General features: G+C 73.1%; 17 protein-coding genes. 9 read left to right on the forward strand and 8 right to left on the reverse strand.

Annotated features, from left to right (window positions below; genetic code table 11):
• Positions 1-76: 76 nt before the first annotated feature.
• Positions 77-577 carry a hypothetical protein gene (locus NBZ83_RS08905; RefSeq protein WP_261565564.1) on the forward strand — a complete coding sequence of 167 codons (501 nt, stop codon included), beginning with the start codon at positions 77-79 and terminating at the stop codon, positions 575-577.
• Positions 578-592: 15 nt separating this feature from the next.
• On the opposite strand, the gene NBZ83_RS08910 is transcribed toward NBZ83_RS08905, so the two are convergent.
• Positions 593-1,225, reverse strand: coding sequence for a TMEM165/GDT1 family protein (locus NBZ83_RS08910; RefSeq protein ID WP_261565562.1), 633 nt, complete (start codon positions 1,223-1,225; stop codon positions 593-595).
• 428 nt (positions 1,226-1,653) lie between these two features.
• Between NBZ83_RS08910 and selA the strand changes: the two genes are divergently transcribed.
• On the forward strand, positions 1,654-3,150 hold the full coding sequence (gene selA, locus NBZ83_RS08915; protein WP_261574738.1) for an L-seryl-tRNA(Sec) selenium transferase: 1,497 nt from the start codon (positions 1,654-1,656) through the stop codon (positions 3,148-3,150).
• Positions 3,151-3,179: 29 nt separating this feature from the next.
• Entirely contained in the window at positions 3,180-3,680 is a 501-nt protein-coding gene (locus NBZ83_RS08920; protein ID WP_261574739.1) for a hypothetical protein, read from the forward strand.
• A gap of 60 nt (positions 3,681-3,740) precedes the next feature.
• Here the strand turns inward: NBZ83_RS08920 and NBZ83_RS08925 are convergent, their stop codons facing one another.
• Positions 3,741-4,430, reverse strand: a complete 690-nt coding sequence (locus NBZ83_RS08925; protein ID WP_261574740.1) for an HD domain-containing protein — start codon at positions 4,428-4,430, stop codon at positions 3,741-3,743.
• Between the two features lie 161 nt (positions 4,431-4,591).
• Here NBZ83_RS08925 and NBZ83_RS08930 point away from each other — a divergent pair, with 161 nt between their 5' ends.
• Both NBZ83_RS08930 and NBZ83_RS08935 read left to right on the forward strand, forming a co-directional pair.
• A complete protein-coding gene (locus NBZ83_RS08930; protein WP_261565555.1) occupies positions 4,592-4,918 on the forward strand; it encodes a hypothetical protein in 327 nt (108 codons plus the stop codon).
• 31 nt (positions 4,919-4,949) lie between these two features.
• Positions 4,950-5,387, forward strand: coding sequence for a hypothetical protein (locus NBZ83_RS08935; protein WP_261554536.1), 438 nt, complete (start codon positions 4,950-4,952; stop codon positions 5,385-5,387).
• 58 nt (positions 5,388-5,445) lie between these two features.
• On the opposite strand, the gene NBZ83_RS08940 is transcribed toward NBZ83_RS08935, so the two are convergent.
• Entirely contained in the window at positions 5,446-6,354 is a 909-nt protein-coding gene (locus NBZ83_RS08940; RefSeq protein WP_261574741.1) for a pirin family protein, read from the reverse strand.
• Between the two features lie 169 nt (positions 6,355-6,523).
• Positions 6,524-6,889, reverse strand: coding sequence for a cupin domain-containing protein (locus NBZ83_RS08945; RefSeq protein ID WP_261565551.1), 366 nt, complete (start codon positions 6,887-6,889; stop codon positions 6,524-6,526).
• Between the two features lie 116 nt (positions 6,890-7,005).
• Here NBZ83_RS08945 and NBZ83_RS08950 point away from each other — a divergent pair, with 116 nt between their 5' ends.
• Positions 7,006-7,575, forward strand: a complete 570-nt coding sequence (locus tag NBZ83_RS08950; RefSeq protein ID WP_261565550.1) for a VOC family protein — start codon at positions 7,006-7,008, stop codon at positions 7,573-7,575.
• A 460-nt stretch (positions 7,576-8,035) separates the two neighbouring features.
• Here the strand turns inward: NBZ83_RS08950 and NBZ83_RS08955 are convergent, their stop codons facing one another.
• Positions 8,036-8,389, reverse strand: a complete 354-nt coding sequence (locus NBZ83_RS08955) for a hypothetical protein (protein ID WP_261565548.1) — start codon at positions 8,387-8,389, stop codon at positions 8,036-8,038.
• Positions 8,390-8,593: 204 nt separating this feature from the next.
• A complete protein-coding gene (locus tag NBZ83_RS08960; RefSeq protein ID WP_261554541.1) occupies positions 8,594-9,046 on the reverse strand; it encodes a MarR family winged helix-turn-helix transcriptional regulator in 453 nt (150 codons plus the stop codon).
• Between the two features lie 241 nt (positions 9,047-9,287).
• On the opposite strand from NBZ83_RS08960, the gene NBZ83_RS08965 reads away from it, so the two are divergent.
• The 3 genes from NBZ83_RS08965 to NBZ83_RS08975 are packed head-to-tail and all read left to right on the forward strand — an operon-like array spanning position 9,288 to position 12,246.
• The gene (locus NBZ83_RS08965; protein WP_261565546.1) at positions 9,288-10,358 is read left to right on the forward strand and encodes a 3-dehydroquinate synthase family protein; all 1,071 of its coding nucleotides are present in this window, start codon (positions 9,288-9,290) and stop codon (positions 10,356-10,358) included.
• On the forward strand, positions 10,355-11,224 hold the full coding sequence (locus NBZ83_RS08970; protein ID WP_261565544.1) for a shikimate dehydrogenase family protein: 870 nt from the start codon (positions 10,355-10,357) through the stop codon (positions 11,222-11,224). The genes NBZ83_RS08965 and NBZ83_RS08970 overlap by 4 nt, the downstream gene beginning before the upstream one ends.
• A 20-nt stretch (positions 11,225-11,244) precedes the next feature.
• Complete coding sequence (locus tag NBZ83_RS08975) at positions 11,245-12,246, forward strand: ROK family protein (protein WP_261574742.1); 1,002 nt, start codon at positions 11,245-11,247, stop codon at positions 12,244-12,246.
• On the opposite strand, the gene NBZ83_RS08980 is transcribed toward NBZ83_RS08975, so the two are convergent.
• The gene (locus NBZ83_RS08980; protein WP_261574743.1) at positions 12,234-13,040 is read right to left on the reverse strand and encodes an HAD-IA family hydrolase; all 807 of its coding nucleotides are present in this window, start codon (positions 13,038-13,040) and stop codon (positions 12,234-12,236) included. The genes NBZ83_RS08975 and NBZ83_RS08980 overlap by 13 nt on opposite strands.
• Before the next feature lie 79 nt (positions 13,041-13,119).
• Positions 13,120-14,202: a Gfo/Idh/MocA family protein gene (locus tag NBZ83_RS08985; RefSeq protein WP_261574744.1), complete on the reverse strand. Its 1,083-nt coding sequence runs from the start codon at positions 14,200-14,202 to the stop codon at positions 13,120-13,122.
• Positions 14,203-14,212: the final 10 nt, after the last annotated feature.

Here is a 14,212-nt window from a genome sequence, read left to right on the forward strand (position 1 = left end):
CCCATGGACGCTTCCTACCGTCTTCTCCCCGCCGCGCGGGATGGGATGACGAGTCGCCGGATGAGAGCGTCAGGACATGAACATCAACCCGCCCCTGACCCCTGGCGGCTCCGCTCCCTCGAACGTCGTCGCTTCCTCGAACGTCGTCACCTTCCTCAGCCGGCTGGACGGCGCAGCCGTCTCAGTCGGACCACTACCCGGCGCTCCGCCGACGTCGGGCGTGGTGCTGACCGCCCAGCGCCCCGACCGCGACCCGGCCGTCCTGCGGCTGGCGCCGGACGAGGCGGGCCGCCTCGCGCAGCTGCTGTCCGCGGCCGCCGTGGCCGCCGTGGGGCCGCCCCCCGCCCCGGCCGACCGCCACGGCGGCAGCAGCAGCGACGGCGGCGGACAGGCCGCGGTTCACTCACGCCACGTCGTCTGCGTCGCGGAGGGATCGGCGGCCGAGGAGCTGGGTCATGCGCTGGCGCTGCTGCCGGCGCGGGCGCGGCTCGTCGACTTCACCTCGGACACCGACGTCGTCCTCGTGTTTGCCATCGACGATCCGCGCTGGCCCCCGGTCGCACGGCCGGCTCGATGACCGCGGCGGGCCCGGTCAGCCGCGCACCGCCTCGATCGCCGACACCGCGGCCAGAACCAGAAAGGCAACCGCGGCGATCCGGGTGATCACCGCGATGGGCATCAGGCGAAGCAGCCCGCGTCCACCGGCGATGGCCAGGCCGGCCACCGTCCACAGCGCCAGCACCGCACCGATCCAGACCGCCACCGGCGCATCGAACCGGGCGGCGAGATTCGCCGTCGAGATCTGCGTCAGGTCGCCGAGCTCCGCGACGAAGACGACCCCGAAGGAGGTGGCCGCCACCCGCCAGAACGTCGCCGCCGCCGCCGGTGGCGGCGGTGGCGCGGACCGATCGTCCGCGGTCTCGGCCCGATCCGGATCGCCCTTGTCCTCGCTGCCGTGCTCACGACCCTCGCGCAGCACGAGCCCGGCGCCGGCGATGAAGAGCAGCGCTGTGATCACGTCGACGATGCGATGCGGCAGCAGCGAGAAGGCACTGCCAGCCGCCACCGCCACCGTGACGTGCACGACGAAGGCGAGTGCCACTCCAACCCAGACGTGCAGCGGTCGGAAGCGGCTGCCCAGCACGAGGCTCGCGACCATCGTCTTGTCGGGTAACTCGGCCAGAAAGATCACGCCGAAGGTGATAAGCGCTGCGGTGATATCCACGTGCCCGGGGCCTCTCCGTGAGACCGGGCCGGAAGCGGGGACGCGCCTTCGACCCGGCATACCTGCCGTGTCGAAGGTCTCGCCCACCCGGCCGCACGGGCCGAGCCCGGCCACCGGGTGCCCGCGGAACGGCCCTGAGGTGGGCCATTGAGCGGGCGCCAGTATGTCGACGACCGGGCCGATCGGACGCCGCACCCGGCCGGCCCGGCGACGGACACGTCCATCGCCGCAGGCCGTGCGCACCGGAGACGGGCCGCTCGGCGGGGCTACTCCCCTTCGAGGGGAAAGAGTACAGGCCGCATGGCCCGCCGGCATTTGCCGAGATCCCCCCTGACGTGAAGCGAGCCAAGAGAACACGAAAGGACACCATCCATCGGTGGGGCCCTCCGTGAAAATCCCGGAAAGAAGCACTAACTTCACGTGGAGTGATGGACGACGCGGTTCCCCTCGCGTACCGCGCCGGGGACGGTCCGGTGCCGGCGACGCTCGCTCGTACAGCGACCGACCTACGCCCGGTGATCAACGCCACCGGAGTGATCCTGAATGGCGCGCTCGGCCGGGCCCCGCTCTCGGCGGCCGCGCGGACCGCGGTGGATCTGGCGGCCGGCACCACCGATCTCGAGCTGGACCTGCGCACCGGCCGCCGTGCCCCCCGGGGACGCACCGCCCTGGCCGCCCTGGCCGCGGCGGTACCGGCGGCGGCGGGCGTACACGTCGTCAACAACAACGCGGCGGGCCTCGCCCTCGCGGTGGCCGCGCTCGCCGGCCAGCGCGAGGTGGTGATCAGCCGGGGGGAGCTCATCGAGACCACCGACGGTTTCCGGCTGCCGGAGCTACTCGTGGCCGCCGGCGCGCGGATGCGCGAGGTCGGCACCACCAACCGCACCACCCTCGGCGACTACGCGGACGCCATCGGCCCCGACACCGGCCTGGTGCTGCGCGTGCATACGACCAGCTACCAGGTGGTCGGGTTTACCGACAGCCCCGCCATCAGCGATCTCGCCGCCCTCTGCACCGACTTCGACGTGCCGCTCGTCGGCGACTGCGGCTCAGGCCTGCTCCACCCCGAGCCGCTGCTCGACGCCGAACCCGACGTCACGAGCTGGCTCGGCTGGGGGGTCGGCGTGGTCACGACCAGCGGCGACAAACTGCTCGGCGGCCCGCAGTGCGGACTGCTTCTCGGCCGGGCCGACCTGATCGACCGGATGCGCCGCCATCCGATGTCCCGAGCACTGCGCGCCGGCAAGCTCACCCTCGCCGCTCTCGAGGCGACCCTGCGCCATCCCGACTCGCCGGTCCGGCAGGCCCTGCGCGCCCGGCCAGAGCGCCTGGCCGCCCGCGCCGAAACACTCGCGGCCTGGTTGCGTCGCGCCGGGATCGCCGCGTCCGCTGTGGCCAGCCGGGCGCTCGTCGACGGCGGCACCGGCGCGACGGCGGACGGCGGCCCCTGCGGATGCCGGCGTGGGTGGGCCACGGGCGCGGACCAGACCGCCGGACGAGCGGCGTTCGGGGCGCGGGGGTGCGGATGCGTCGGAACCGAACTGCCCAGCGCCGCCGTCGCGCTGGACGCGATGATCGCCGCGCCGCTGCGCCGCGGTGAACCATCCGTCCTCGGACGCATCGAGCAGGGCTGCTGCGTGCTCGACCTGAGGACCGTGCCGGCGGAGCTCGATCCGGTGCTCGCCGCCGCCGTGCTTGCGGCCGCGGCCGAAGCCGGCGTGAGCACCCTCACCGACGCCCCCACCGAGCCGCACGGCACAGCGGCGGGCGACACCGTCGTCACGGCGGGTGGGGCGGCGGTGGGCGCTGTGCCCGCGGTGGGCCGTGTCCCGGCAGCGGGCGGCGCCGTCGCGGCGGCGGACATGGTGACCGTCGAGTCCATGACCATCCCGCCCACCGCCGTACCGAATCGGCGGGCGCCGTGAACCGCACCCGGTTGCGCGACATTCCCGCCGTGGCCGATACCGGACGGCGGCTCGCCGGTGCGGCCGCAGGATCGGTCCTGTTCTGCTACGGGCTGGTCCACCTGCTGGTCTGGCCCGGGGCTCCGACCGGCACGCCGGGCGAACGCTACGGCTGGGACGGGGAGACGCAGCTACTCGGGTGGCTGCCCACCTGGGCGGTCTGGACGGTCGGCGGGATCCTGCTGACCGCGGCCGTGCTGGGGCACGCCGTCGGCGGGGCCGGGCTTGCCGGGCTGCCCATCGCACGCCGGTATCGGCTGACCGCGACCGGCACGGGAGCAGCCGGTTCTCTCGCGCTGTTCGCGGTGACCTGGCCCGGGCTCACGCCCGCTCCCACCGAGTTCAGCGCCGGGCCGGTTGTCAGCGGGTTGCTGCTGGCGAGTGTCGTCGCAACGATCTGGGCGCAGCGCCACCCGCCGCCGGCCAGCGCCCGGCAACCCGACCGAAGCCGCCGCGCCGACGCCAGAGCCGGCTCCAAGACCGGCGGATAGGCCGGCCCGAGCAATCCGGGCGGCGCGAGCAACCCGGGCGGCTCAAGCAGTCTGGACGGCTCAGCCAAGGGCGTGCAGCTCCCGAGCCATGTTGAGGCGGGCCAGCGGTTCCCAGCTTCGCCGCGCCCAGGCCGTCGCGTAAACCGGGCCCTCCAGCAGGCTACGCAGGACCGGGGCCCGCCCCTCACGCCAGGTTTGTTCGCCGACCCAGCCGTATTCCCGGCGGACCCGGCGCACATAGCGGTCGTAGGCAGCCGGCGGTCGAGCCAGAACTCGCAGGTCAGCGTCGTTGACGAGGGCCTCGTCGGGGTGAGCCGACCGGTGCGAGGCTGTGGCGAGGACCAGCCGGGCGACCGCCGCGCCGATCGCCGCGGGACAGCCCAGGCGAGCGAGCACGTCAATTGCCAGCTCCGCGGACCGCTGCTCGTTGTCCGCCAGCCGCGGCTCGTAGACGGCGTCGTGGAAGTACACGGCGAGCACGCAGGCGTGCGCGGCGCGCTCCGCGGGTGGCCGGTACTCGGCGGCGAGCAGCACCCGCAGCGCCGCGGACATCTCCGCAACGTGTCGCAGGGTGTGGAAGTGCCGACCCGGCTCCTGATAGCGCCGGGCCACATCGACGAACGCCGCGACACGATCACCCACATCGGCGCGGGCGCCGGCCGTGACCAGTGCATCGTCGAAGACCCGGGCCAACGGCGATCGGGGAACGGCCGCAGCAGCCTCGCCGCCGTGGTTCAGATTCCCTTCCACCTCAGCACGCCCCCACGCCTCAGCACGCCCTCTCACATCCGCGCCCTCCCTCCCGGACCATCGCGTCGCCGCCGGCCGGTGCGCGCCGTCGGAGATCATGACGTCGATCGTGCTCCCGGCGTGCACCGTCGACCGAACGAATGCCTCCATCTGATATCAGAATGGTTCTTTCCAACCGGCACCGGCCCGGCTCTGGGCACCCCATACCGGTCGAGCTCACCTCGGACCCGATGCGGGGAATCGACGGGCCGCCCTACCGTTGCAGGAGAGCGCTCAAGGTCGACGCGGACGGCGTGCTGCGCTGGAAGCAGGTCGGCCTGCTCGGGGTCACCTACTCCGACGTCGGCACCATCGCCGAACAGGTCAGAAAACTCTGGCGGGACGGGCCGGCGCCGGCCCGTCCCGCTCGCTTTCTGGCCACAGGCGACGTTACGTTTGGGGCGACACGCCGCCGGCTCGAGCCGTCCGGCGCCCCGCGGCGAGCCTGACAACGCGCCGCCCGACGGAAGGTTGCCCACCATGGGTCTGCCCCTCAAGGCACGCGACGTTCCCGGCCGCGTTGCAGCGGGAACGTTCATCCTGCGCTCGGGCCTGGACAAGTGGAAGGCCGACCGTGCCACCGCCGAGGGGCTGCACGGCCTGGCCTCGAACACCTATCCGTTCCTGGCGAAACTCGACCCGGTGACCTTCACGAAGGTGCTCGCCGGCGCCGAGCTCGCTCTCGGCGCGGCGCTCGTCGTCCCGGTCGTACCGACCGGGCTCGCCGGGCTCGGCCTGTCCGCCTTCTCCGGTGGGCTGCTCGGGCTCTACGCCCGCACGGACGGCATGCGTCGGGAGGGCACTGTCTGGCCGACGCAGCAGGGGCTGCCCATCGCGAAGGATGTGTGGCTGCTCGGCATCGGGCTGGGCTTCGTCGTCCAGGGGCTCGGCGCCCGCCGCAGCCGGACCGCCGACTAGCCCCGACCAGCTCAAGGACGTTCGCCGTCAACCAACCCCCGCCGTCGACCAGCTCCGGTCAGCCGGTCGCCCAGGGCCGCTCGGGCGCGGGGATTCGCCGGGCGGTGGTGGCCACGGCGCCGAACCGGTCCGAGCCAGCCTGCCAGTCGGCGCGGGCGGCATCGATCTCGGCCCGGGACCGGGCGACGAAGTTCCACCACATGACCAGCTGGTCGCCCAACGGCTCCCCGCCGAGCAGCAGCACGCGGGCGCTCTCGTCGGCGCGCAGCGCCAGCTCGTCGTACCCGGTGCCCAGATAGCCCAGCCGGCCGGGGCGCAGGACCTGCGCCCCGACCTCCACCGAGCCGGTCAGGACGACCAGCCCGTGTTCGAAGTCGCGCCGCAACGGCAGGGCGGTGCCACCGGAGCGCAGCGCGAGATCGACGCCGACCAGCGCAGTGTCGGTGCGCGCCGGGGAGACGTTGCCGTCGAAATCGCCGAGAAGCACTGTCGCTTCGGCCGCCCCGAACCGGGCGACGGGCAGGTCGGCGTGGTGGGCGAAGGCGGGTGGGCCGTGCCGGGTGTGCTCGGGCTGCGCCACCCACAACTGCACGCCGTGCAGCTCACCCCGGTAGTTCTCGGATTCCTCCGCATGGGCGACCCCGTGCCCGGCGCTCATCAGGTTGAGCTCGCCCGGTCGTAGGACCTGCTCGGAACCGAGGCTGTCCCGGTGCACCTGGCGGCCACGCAGCAGCCAGGTGACGGTGGCCAGCCCGGTGTGCGGATGAGGCCCGACTGCGACCGGGCTCGACGGTGAGATCGCCACCGGGCCCAGATGATCGACGAAGCACCAGGCTCCGATGGTCCGCCGGATCCGCCGGGGCAGGACTCGCCGCACCGGGATTCCGCCGACGTCGGCGGTCCGCCCTTCGACGACCTCCAGCTCCGGTCCGGCTGTCGAGGCTCGATCCCCTGCCCCTGCCGCCACCGGTGACGGTGCCCCGGGCGGCGGCACCGGTGGGGCCGGTGGGGCCGGTGGGGCCGCGGATGCGGAAGCGACGTCGATGGGCGAGACGGGTCCGCTCATCCGTCAACGGTACGCCGCTTCGTTGCACAGGCAACAAACAGCGGACAGCGGACAGCGGAGCTAATCGTCCTCAGTCCTTGTCCCGATGGACGGTCTCCGGGAGGAAGGCCGGCAGGCAGACCGAGATGTAGTCCGCGCCGTCCGCGCCGCGCGTGCTGTAACGGACCCACTCGCCAGCAGCGGTGTGCACGGCCTGACCAGCCGCGACCTCGATGATCCCGTCGACGTGCTCCACCGTCACCGCGCCGCGCAGGACAACCGTGTATTCGTCGAACTCCGGCCGCTGGCCTGGCTCAGCCCAGCCGCCCGGACTCGACATGTGCGCAATGCTCAGGCTCTGGGTGCCGGTGTTCACCCCGCCCACGTACTCTCGAATGATCTTGGGAAGGTTCCCGGCGGCCTCGACGACGGTCGGCTTCTCGATGAAGGTCGGCATGGGTTGCATCATCGCGCCTGGTTGCCGGCCGGGACGCCGGTGGGACGCAGGAAGCGCCGGACGACGGTACGATCGGTCGCGCTCCCCCGATGCCGGCGGGATGCGGGAGGGGTGTCGTGACAACCGAGCCGGTCTTTCACCTCCAGGCCCGTATGCAGGCCGAGATGATTCCGATACGGCGCGGCGCCACGGATCCCGCGGCGGACGGTGCGCGGTTCAGCGGTCTCGAGGCCATCGAATCGTTGCTCGCCGGGCTGACGTTTCATCACTTCGCCATCGTGGTCGCCGACTTGGATCTCGCCTGCGAGCTCTACACCGTCTCGCTCGGCATCGAGTCCTGGCACACGCGGGCGCTGTCCGGACCCGCCGTGCGCCGCGGCCGGCCCGTCGCACTCGACGGCGCCAGGGTCGCGACTGGCCGGCTCGGCTCCAGCCAGGTCGAGCTGGTCGAACCCGGCCGCCAACCGTGGACGGCGCGGGAGATCCTCGACAGGCGCGGCGAGGGCGTCTTCGCCATTGGTTACCTGGTCGACGACGTCGCGACCCAGCTACACGCCTCGGTCGCCGCCGGCGCAAGGGTCGAGCAGGTCCGGCCGGACACGCAGCATCCGGTCGGGGCCTACCTGGACGGCGGCTCGGGCCTGCTGGTCGACCTGGTCCAAAGCGGTTCATCCTGGTCCAGCTGACGGCCGGCACAATCCGCCGCTATCCTCGTGGACTTGTGTCGACGCCCCGATGAATGTCACTATCAGTCCAGAGGCCGCCCGGCACCCCCCGAGCCGGGCGGCCTCACCTGTGCCGCCGCCGCGCAGCCGGGCAGGAATCTCTCCGGGTACGGATCATTTCGCAGGTCCGTGCCGCCGACGGTTCCGCGAAATTCGGCTCAGCGATCGACAGGCCGGCCTTGCCGCGTTCCCGACCGGACTTTACCTCGCCTGGAAAGAACCGCCGGCCGGCCAAAACACCGTCGGTAAGTGAAAAGCCGCCACCGACGGATACAGATTGCCGCCAGGCCGTCCGCCGCCGATACCCGGGACAGGACCGTTCGCCGACGGCCCCCGTTTACGGCAAACCACCACGGCCGGGGCGGGAAGGCACCGGCCGGCCGCCATCCGGCGGCACGGCACCCCGAGCGCGGTCAGGTGGTCAGGTGGTCAGGACGACGATCGTGAGGATGAGCCCGATCACGGTCGTCGCGAGCGCGACGAACGTCGCGATCCGGCCGCGCCCGCTGCCCTTTCGCCAGGCCAGGGCGCCGCAGCCGATCGCGATCAGCCCGGCGAGCGGGAAGAACAGGCCGAGCGCGGCGAAGGTGAAGGCAATGATCCACAGCGCCCGAGCACCGGGCAACTCCTCGTCCGGCGCCGGGGTGGAGTGCCCTTGACCATCCTCGACCTGCGCTGAAGTCCGCCCACCCGACGCCGTATCCGGCACGTCGGCGGGCGTTCCGATGGGACGCGGACCGGAATCGGCGTTGGTCGCGGGGGTCAGCTTGGTCATCACAGACTCCTCGTTTACGAACTAGCCGGGTTTCTCGACGGATCCGCGGTTGGAGACCGGCCCGTGGTCACCGAGCCTGACGCAGATTCCCGCCGGTGTCCCGGATCCTCGCGAAAGGCGCGCCGCGCGCAGGTGTCGGCCGCCCGAAGGCGCCACCGACCGTGATATAGGTCGCCACCGCCCACGGTTCTCTCGATAACCCGACTATCGGCCCCGCTCGGCCAGGTTCTCCTCGACGAAACGCTCCATCCCCGCAACGAAGGCGCGTGCGTCCTCGGCCGGCCAGGCGTCGAGCCTGCGCTGGAACGCGCCCGCCAACCGGCCGCGCAACCGCTCGATGGCGGCGTGCCCCTCGTCGGTGACGGTGAGCCGAGTGGCCCGGGCATCGTCCGGATCGGCCGAGCGACGCAGTAGTCCGAGTGCCTCGAGCCGGTCGCTGTGCCGGCTCACCACCGACCGGTCGATGCCGATCTCCGCGCTGAGCTTGCGCGCGGTCGTGGGGCCCGCCCGAGCCAGGCCGTTGAGCACCGGGTAGGTCGCCTCGTCCAGGTTCACGTCGCCCGCGGTCAGCAGGTCCCCGAACAGCCTCATCCGGGTCGGCCGCGCGAGCAGAAGCCCGAGCGCCGCGGCGAGCCTCGCGCCGTCGTCTGATCCCACCGCATAGACCTTACTCTGCGTGCATGGTGCACGAGCCGGCCGGCGGGTGGCGGACTCCGACCAACCGGTCGTGACCAGGATGTACCGACCGGAACACAACGGGATCTTTGGGGTAGGTGCCCCGGTTGGGGCGCCCGAGCGGCACTTAGGCAGACTGGGGCACAGGCGCCGCGGCGGACCATCGGGGAGCACGGCGGATGGCCACGACACCTCGCGGATCCGGAGACGACACGTGACGGGCATGCTGACAACCCAACCGATCAGCCCAATCGAGCGGATCGACGCCTACCACCGGCGTGTCCCAGTGGAACTCGGCCCGCGCAGCTACGCCGTCGACATCGGCGCCGGCGTCCGCTGGACCCTGCCCGACGTCGTGGCCCGCCTCGGAGCAAGGCGGGCCGTCATCGTTTCCGCCCGTCCCCTCGACGCCGTGCCCGACCCGGGCGTGCCGGCGCTGCGGCTACCCGCCCGCGACGGCGAGGCGGACAAGACCCTGGCGAACGTCGAGGCGCTGTGCAGCCGGTTCGCGGACTTCGGGCTGACCCGCTCGGACGTCGTCATCTCCTGCGGCGGCGGGACGACCACCGATGTCGTGGGACTCGCCGCCGCGCTGTACCACCGCGGCGTCGCCGTCGTCCACCTGCCGACCTCGCTGCTCGCCCAGGTCGACGCGAGCGTCGGCGGGAAGACCGCGGTGAACCTGCCCGCCGGTAAGAACCTCGTCGGCGCCTACTGGCAACCCAGCGCCGTCCTCTGCGACACCGACTACCTGGCCACCCTGCCCCGCCGAGAGTGGATCAACGGCTACGGCGAGATCGCGCGGGCCCACTTCATCGGAGCACCCGGGCTGCTCGGCCGGCCGGTCGCTGAGCAGATCGCGGCAAGTGTGGCGCTCAAGGCCGGGGTCGTCGCCCGCGACGAGCGCGATTCGCACCTACGCCACATCCTCAACTACGGGCACACCCTGGGGCACGCTCTGGAACGCACCACCGACTACGAGCTACGCCACGGCGAGGGTGTCGCCGTCGGCACCGTGTTCGCCGGCCGGCTCGCCGGGGCGCTCGCCCGGATCGGGCCCGAACGGGTCCGCGAACACCTCGACGTCGTACAGGGCTACGGTCTGCCCAGCGCCCTGCCCGCCGGGGTGAAGCCCGCCGAGCTCATCGCCGTGATGCGGCTGGACAAGAAGTCGACGAACACCGGGCTGACCTTCGTCCTCGACGGCCCGGCAGGGCCGGAACTCGTGCCCGACGTCGACGAGGACCTGGTGCTGGCGACGCTCGCCGCGATGCCCCGTGAGGACGCGGCGTGACGTCGGCAGTCTCACCGTCGCCGGCCCCCGCGATCATGGCAGAGCCAGCCCAGACCACGCGGCCGATTGGCGGCGCCACCCGGCTGTACGCCGTCATCGGCGACCCGATCGCGCAGGTGCAGGCGCCGTCCCTGCTCAACCCGCTGTTCACCCGGCTCGCGGTCGACGCCGTCCTCGTCCCGGTGCACGCCCGACCGACGGACTTCGCCACCGTCCTGCACGGGCTCGCGGCCATCGAGAACCTCGACGGCGTCCTCGTCACGATCCCGCACAAGGTCGCCGCCTGCGCCTTGGCCGCCGAGCGCAGCCCCGCCGCACGGATCAGCGGCAGCGCCAACGTGCTGCGCCGGCTGCCCGGCGGTGGCTGGCTGGCCGACAACTTCGACGGGACCGGCTTCGTCCACGGACTGACCGCCGCAGGCCATCCAGTGCGCGGCGCGCGGGTCGCGCTGATGGGGGCCGGCGGGGCCGGCAGCGCGATCGCGGTCGCGCTGCTCGACGCCGGCTGCGGGCCGCTGTCGATCTACGACCCGGACCGGGCGAAGTGCGCGGGCCTGCTCGCCCGGCTGGACGAGCACTGGCCTGGCCGGGCCGTCGCCACACCCGAGCCGGCGCTGAGCGACGCGGACCTGGCGGTGAACGCCACCCCGCTCGGCCTGCGCCCCGGCGACCCGCTGCCCCTGCGGCCCGACGCGCTGCCGGCGGGCTGCGTCGTCGCCGACATCATCATGAAGCCGCCGCGGACCCGGCTGCTGGACGCGGCCAGCGCACTCGGGCTGCCGGCCCATCCGGGCATCCACATGCTCACCCACCAGCTCGACCTGTACCGGTCGTTCTTCCAACTCAGCCCGGCGGACAACGCCTGACGGGCTCCGGGAGGCTCCTCATGAACACCCTCGCCCCGCCGGTGACGCCAGGCATCCTGGGCATCGACGTCGGCGGGACCAAGGTCGCCCTGCGCATCGAACCGGCCGACACCAGCGCGCCCATCCACGCCGACGCTCCAATCGGCGAGGGCACGTCCGCCGGCGTCGAAACGCCGGTCGAGGCGACGTTCCGCTGGGTGCCGTCGGCGAGCGCCGACCGCGACCTCGACGATCTTGCCGCGCACGTCGCCGGCCTGCGGGCGAAGTGGACCGGGCCGGTGACCGCGGTCGGTGTCGCGATGCCCGCGTCGGTCGATCCGGCCGGTCGCGTGACGACCTGGCCGGGCCGGCCAAGCTGGACGGGACTGGCGCTGGCCGACGCGCTGCGTGACCTCGTACCGGGAGCGGTCGTCGCCTGTGCGGACGACGGCGACCTCGCCGCACTCGCCGAGGCGGACGCGGCCGCCTGCCCGGACCTGGTGTACCTCGGCCTCGGCACGGGCGTCGGCGGCGGGATCGTGCTGGACGGGCGGCCCTGCCCACGACCCGGCCGCGGCTCGGCCGAGATCGGGCATCTGGTGATCTCCGCGGGTGGCCCGCTGTGCACCTGCGGACGCCAGGGCTGCGTACAGGCCACGGCCAGCGGCCCCGCCACCCTGCGCCGGGCGGCACGCCACCGCGTCGACGAGGGCAGCGAGGGCAGCGAAGGCGGCGAAGAGGTGACCTTCGCCGAGCTACGCGCGGCCTGGCTCGCGGGGACCGGCTGGGCGGTGCGGGCGGTGCGGGAGAGCGCACAGGCGGTCGCCGTCGCCGTGGTCGGGCTGACCGAGCTGCTCCATCCGGCGTTGGCGGTGGTCGGGGGCGGATTCGCCGATGGCCTGCCCGGATTCGCGCAGGCCGTCGACGAACGGGCCCGCGAGCTCGGCCGCCCAGGCCATCCGCCCGCGCCGGTGCGAGCCGCGGTGCTCGGCGGTCTGTCGTCCCTGTCGGGCGCTGTCCTGCTGGCGCGTCAGGCGTCCTGACGGCGGGTCAGGCGCGCGCGAGCCGAACTCCCGGCCCGGTGGGCCGCGGTTGCCAACGTCGGCGATCCGGCCTGCAGATCACCTCGGGTGATGGGAAGGTCGACCGGCGCCGCGGCGCAGTCGGAGGCCGCCGGTGCCGCCTGGGGGCCAGCGGCGCCGAGCAGCGCCAGCAGCTCCGCGGGACGGTGCAGCACGGCGTCCGGGCGGGCCTTGAGCAGCTCGACGCCGTCGGTCTCGCCCCACAGCGCGGCGACCGCCATGACCCCGGCGGCGCGAGCGCTCTCGATGTCCGCTACCGCGTCGCCGAGCATCATCGCCTCGGCCGGCGCCGTTCCCAGCAGGTCGAGCGCGCGCAGCACGATGTCCGGGGCGGGCTTCGGCCGCGGGATCTCATCGGAGCCGATGACGTGGTCGAACAACGACAGCACGCCGAGCTCGCCGAGCAGGTGGCGGGCCCGCGGGCCGGACTTGCCGGTGGCGACCGCGAGCCCGTGGCCCCGGGCGCGCAGCCGGCGCAGCATCTCCTCCACGCCGTCGAAGAGAACCACCTCGCGGGCGAGCCGGTAGCTCTCCCGCACGAACGGCTCCTCCATCGCCAGCGGCAGATTCATGATCCGCATGATGTCGGGGAAGTAGCGGCCAAGGTGGCGGTTGTACTCCTCGAACGGCGGCTCACCGGGACCGACGACCTCCGCGTAGGCGATCGTGAACGCCTGCCGCATCACGCCGAAACTGTCGACGAGCACGCCGTCGAGATCGAAGATCACTGTCTGCCGATACGTGCCGCCGGCCATCGGCCGACCCCCCAGTTCCGTTCCCACAGGCCCCCCCGGGCTCGACAAGTAGATCAACGGTGCTTTGTTCGCGACGTCATCAACCCGCGCGGACGAGCTGCGGCGCGGACCTGCGCGAGCGCGCCGATGCGTAGAGGCGCTCGATGGCCGCGATCGTCGGCCGGACCTCGGCGATCGCCCGCCCCCGCGAGGCCGGGTCGGCCAGCATCGCCGGCAGCTCGTCGAGCTGGCGGCGGTACTCGGTCCCGATCGGCTCGTCCGGCAGTGGCACCGCCGTGGTCTGACCGGTCCGGGTCACCGACAGCGACGAGCGGTCCTGCCGGTTCGGTCCGAAGCCGAAGGTGCAGCGCAGCGAGGCGGTTCCGGCGGCCCCCTCGACGTTGATCGCGGTGAGGTCGCGGGCCTCGTGCGAGGCCCAGCTCGCCCGCAGGGACACCGAGGTCCCGCCCCCGGTCACCAGGAAGCCGCGCGCCGTGTCCTCCACATCCCCGCCCCCGGCGGGAGCCTCCTGCTCGCCGTGGCGCCAGGACGCCGCCCACGCACCGTCGCTGACGAAGTCGTCGGACGTCGTCCCGACCACCTGCTGAAACTCGACGCTGCCGAGCAGGGGGGTGAGCGTGTCCAGCAGGTGCCAGCCGAGGTCGACCAGCGCACCACCGCCGGACTGCTCCCGGCGGGTGAACCAGCCACCCGCGTCGGGGATGCCGCGGGCACGGATCCAGGCCAGGTCGACGTGGCGGATCGCGCCGAGCCCCGCCGCGACCTCGTAGAGCCGGCTGACGTCGGCCCGGTAACGCGCGGCGCTGCCGGCCAGCAGGGTGACGTCGCCGACCCGTTCGGCCGCGGCCAGCCGGTCCGCCTCCGCGGAGCTCAGGCAGACCGGCTTCTCCAGGAAGACCGGGATGCCGGCGGTCAGCAGCAGCTCGGCGATATCGGCGTGCCGGTGGTTGGGCACCGCCACGACGGCAAGGTCGAACCGGTCCGAGTCGAGCTCGGCGACGTCGGCCAGCAGCTCCAGTTCCGGGTGCTCGGCGGCCACCGTGGCGCGGGTGGCGGGATCGGGATCGACCGCCGCGGCCACCGCGAACCGGGGGTGCTCGCGCAGCCGCGGCAGCCAGATGGACCGGCCGGCCCAGCCCAGTCCGACGACGGCGACCCGCACCGGCGCAGCC

It is taken from the genome of Frankia gtarii, assembly GCF_025403375.1.
Classification (GTDB): Bacteria; Actinomycetota; Actinomycetes; order Frankiales; family Frankiaceae; genus Frankia; species Frankia gtarii.

Excerpts from the sequence above, each read along its gene's own strand:
- NBZ83_RS08905 (WP_261565564.1), top strand. The coding sequence starts at position 77 with ATGAACATCAACCCGCCCCTGACCCCTGGCGGCTCCGCTCCCTCGAAC.
- selA (WP_261574738.1), top strand. The coding sequence starts at position 1,654 with ATGGACGACGCGGTTCCCCTCGCGTACCGCGCCGGGGACGGTCCGGTG.
- NBZ83_RS08930 (WP_261565555.1), top strand. The coding sequence starts at position 4,592 with ATGGTTCTTTCCAACCGGCACCGGCCCGGCTCTGGGCACCCCATACCG.
- NBZ83_RS08935 (WP_261554536.1), top strand. The coding sequence starts at position 4,950 with ATGGGTCTGCCCCTCAAGGCACGCGACGTTCCCGGCCGCGTTGCAGCG.
- NBZ83_RS08945 (WP_261565551.1), bottom strand. The coding sequence starts at position 6,889 with ATGCCGACCTTCATCGAGAAGCCGACCGTCGTCGAGGCCGCCGGGAAC.
- NBZ83_RS08955 (WP_261565548.1), bottom strand. The coding sequence starts at position 8,389 with ATGACCAAGCTGACCCCCGCGACCAACGCCGATTCCGGTCCGCGTCCC.
- NBZ83_RS08965 (WP_261565546.1), top strand. The coding sequence starts at position 9,288 with ATGCTGACAACCCAACCGATCAGCCCAATCGAGCGGATCGACGCCTAC.
- NBZ83_RS08975 (WP_261574742.1), top strand. The coding sequence starts at position 11,245 with ATGAACACCCTCGCCCCGCCGGTGACGCCAGGCATCCTGGGCATCGAC.
- NBZ83_RS08980 (WP_261574743.1), bottom strand. The coding sequence starts at position 13,040 with ATGGCCGGCGGCACGTATCGGCAGACAGTGATCTTCGATCTCGACGGC.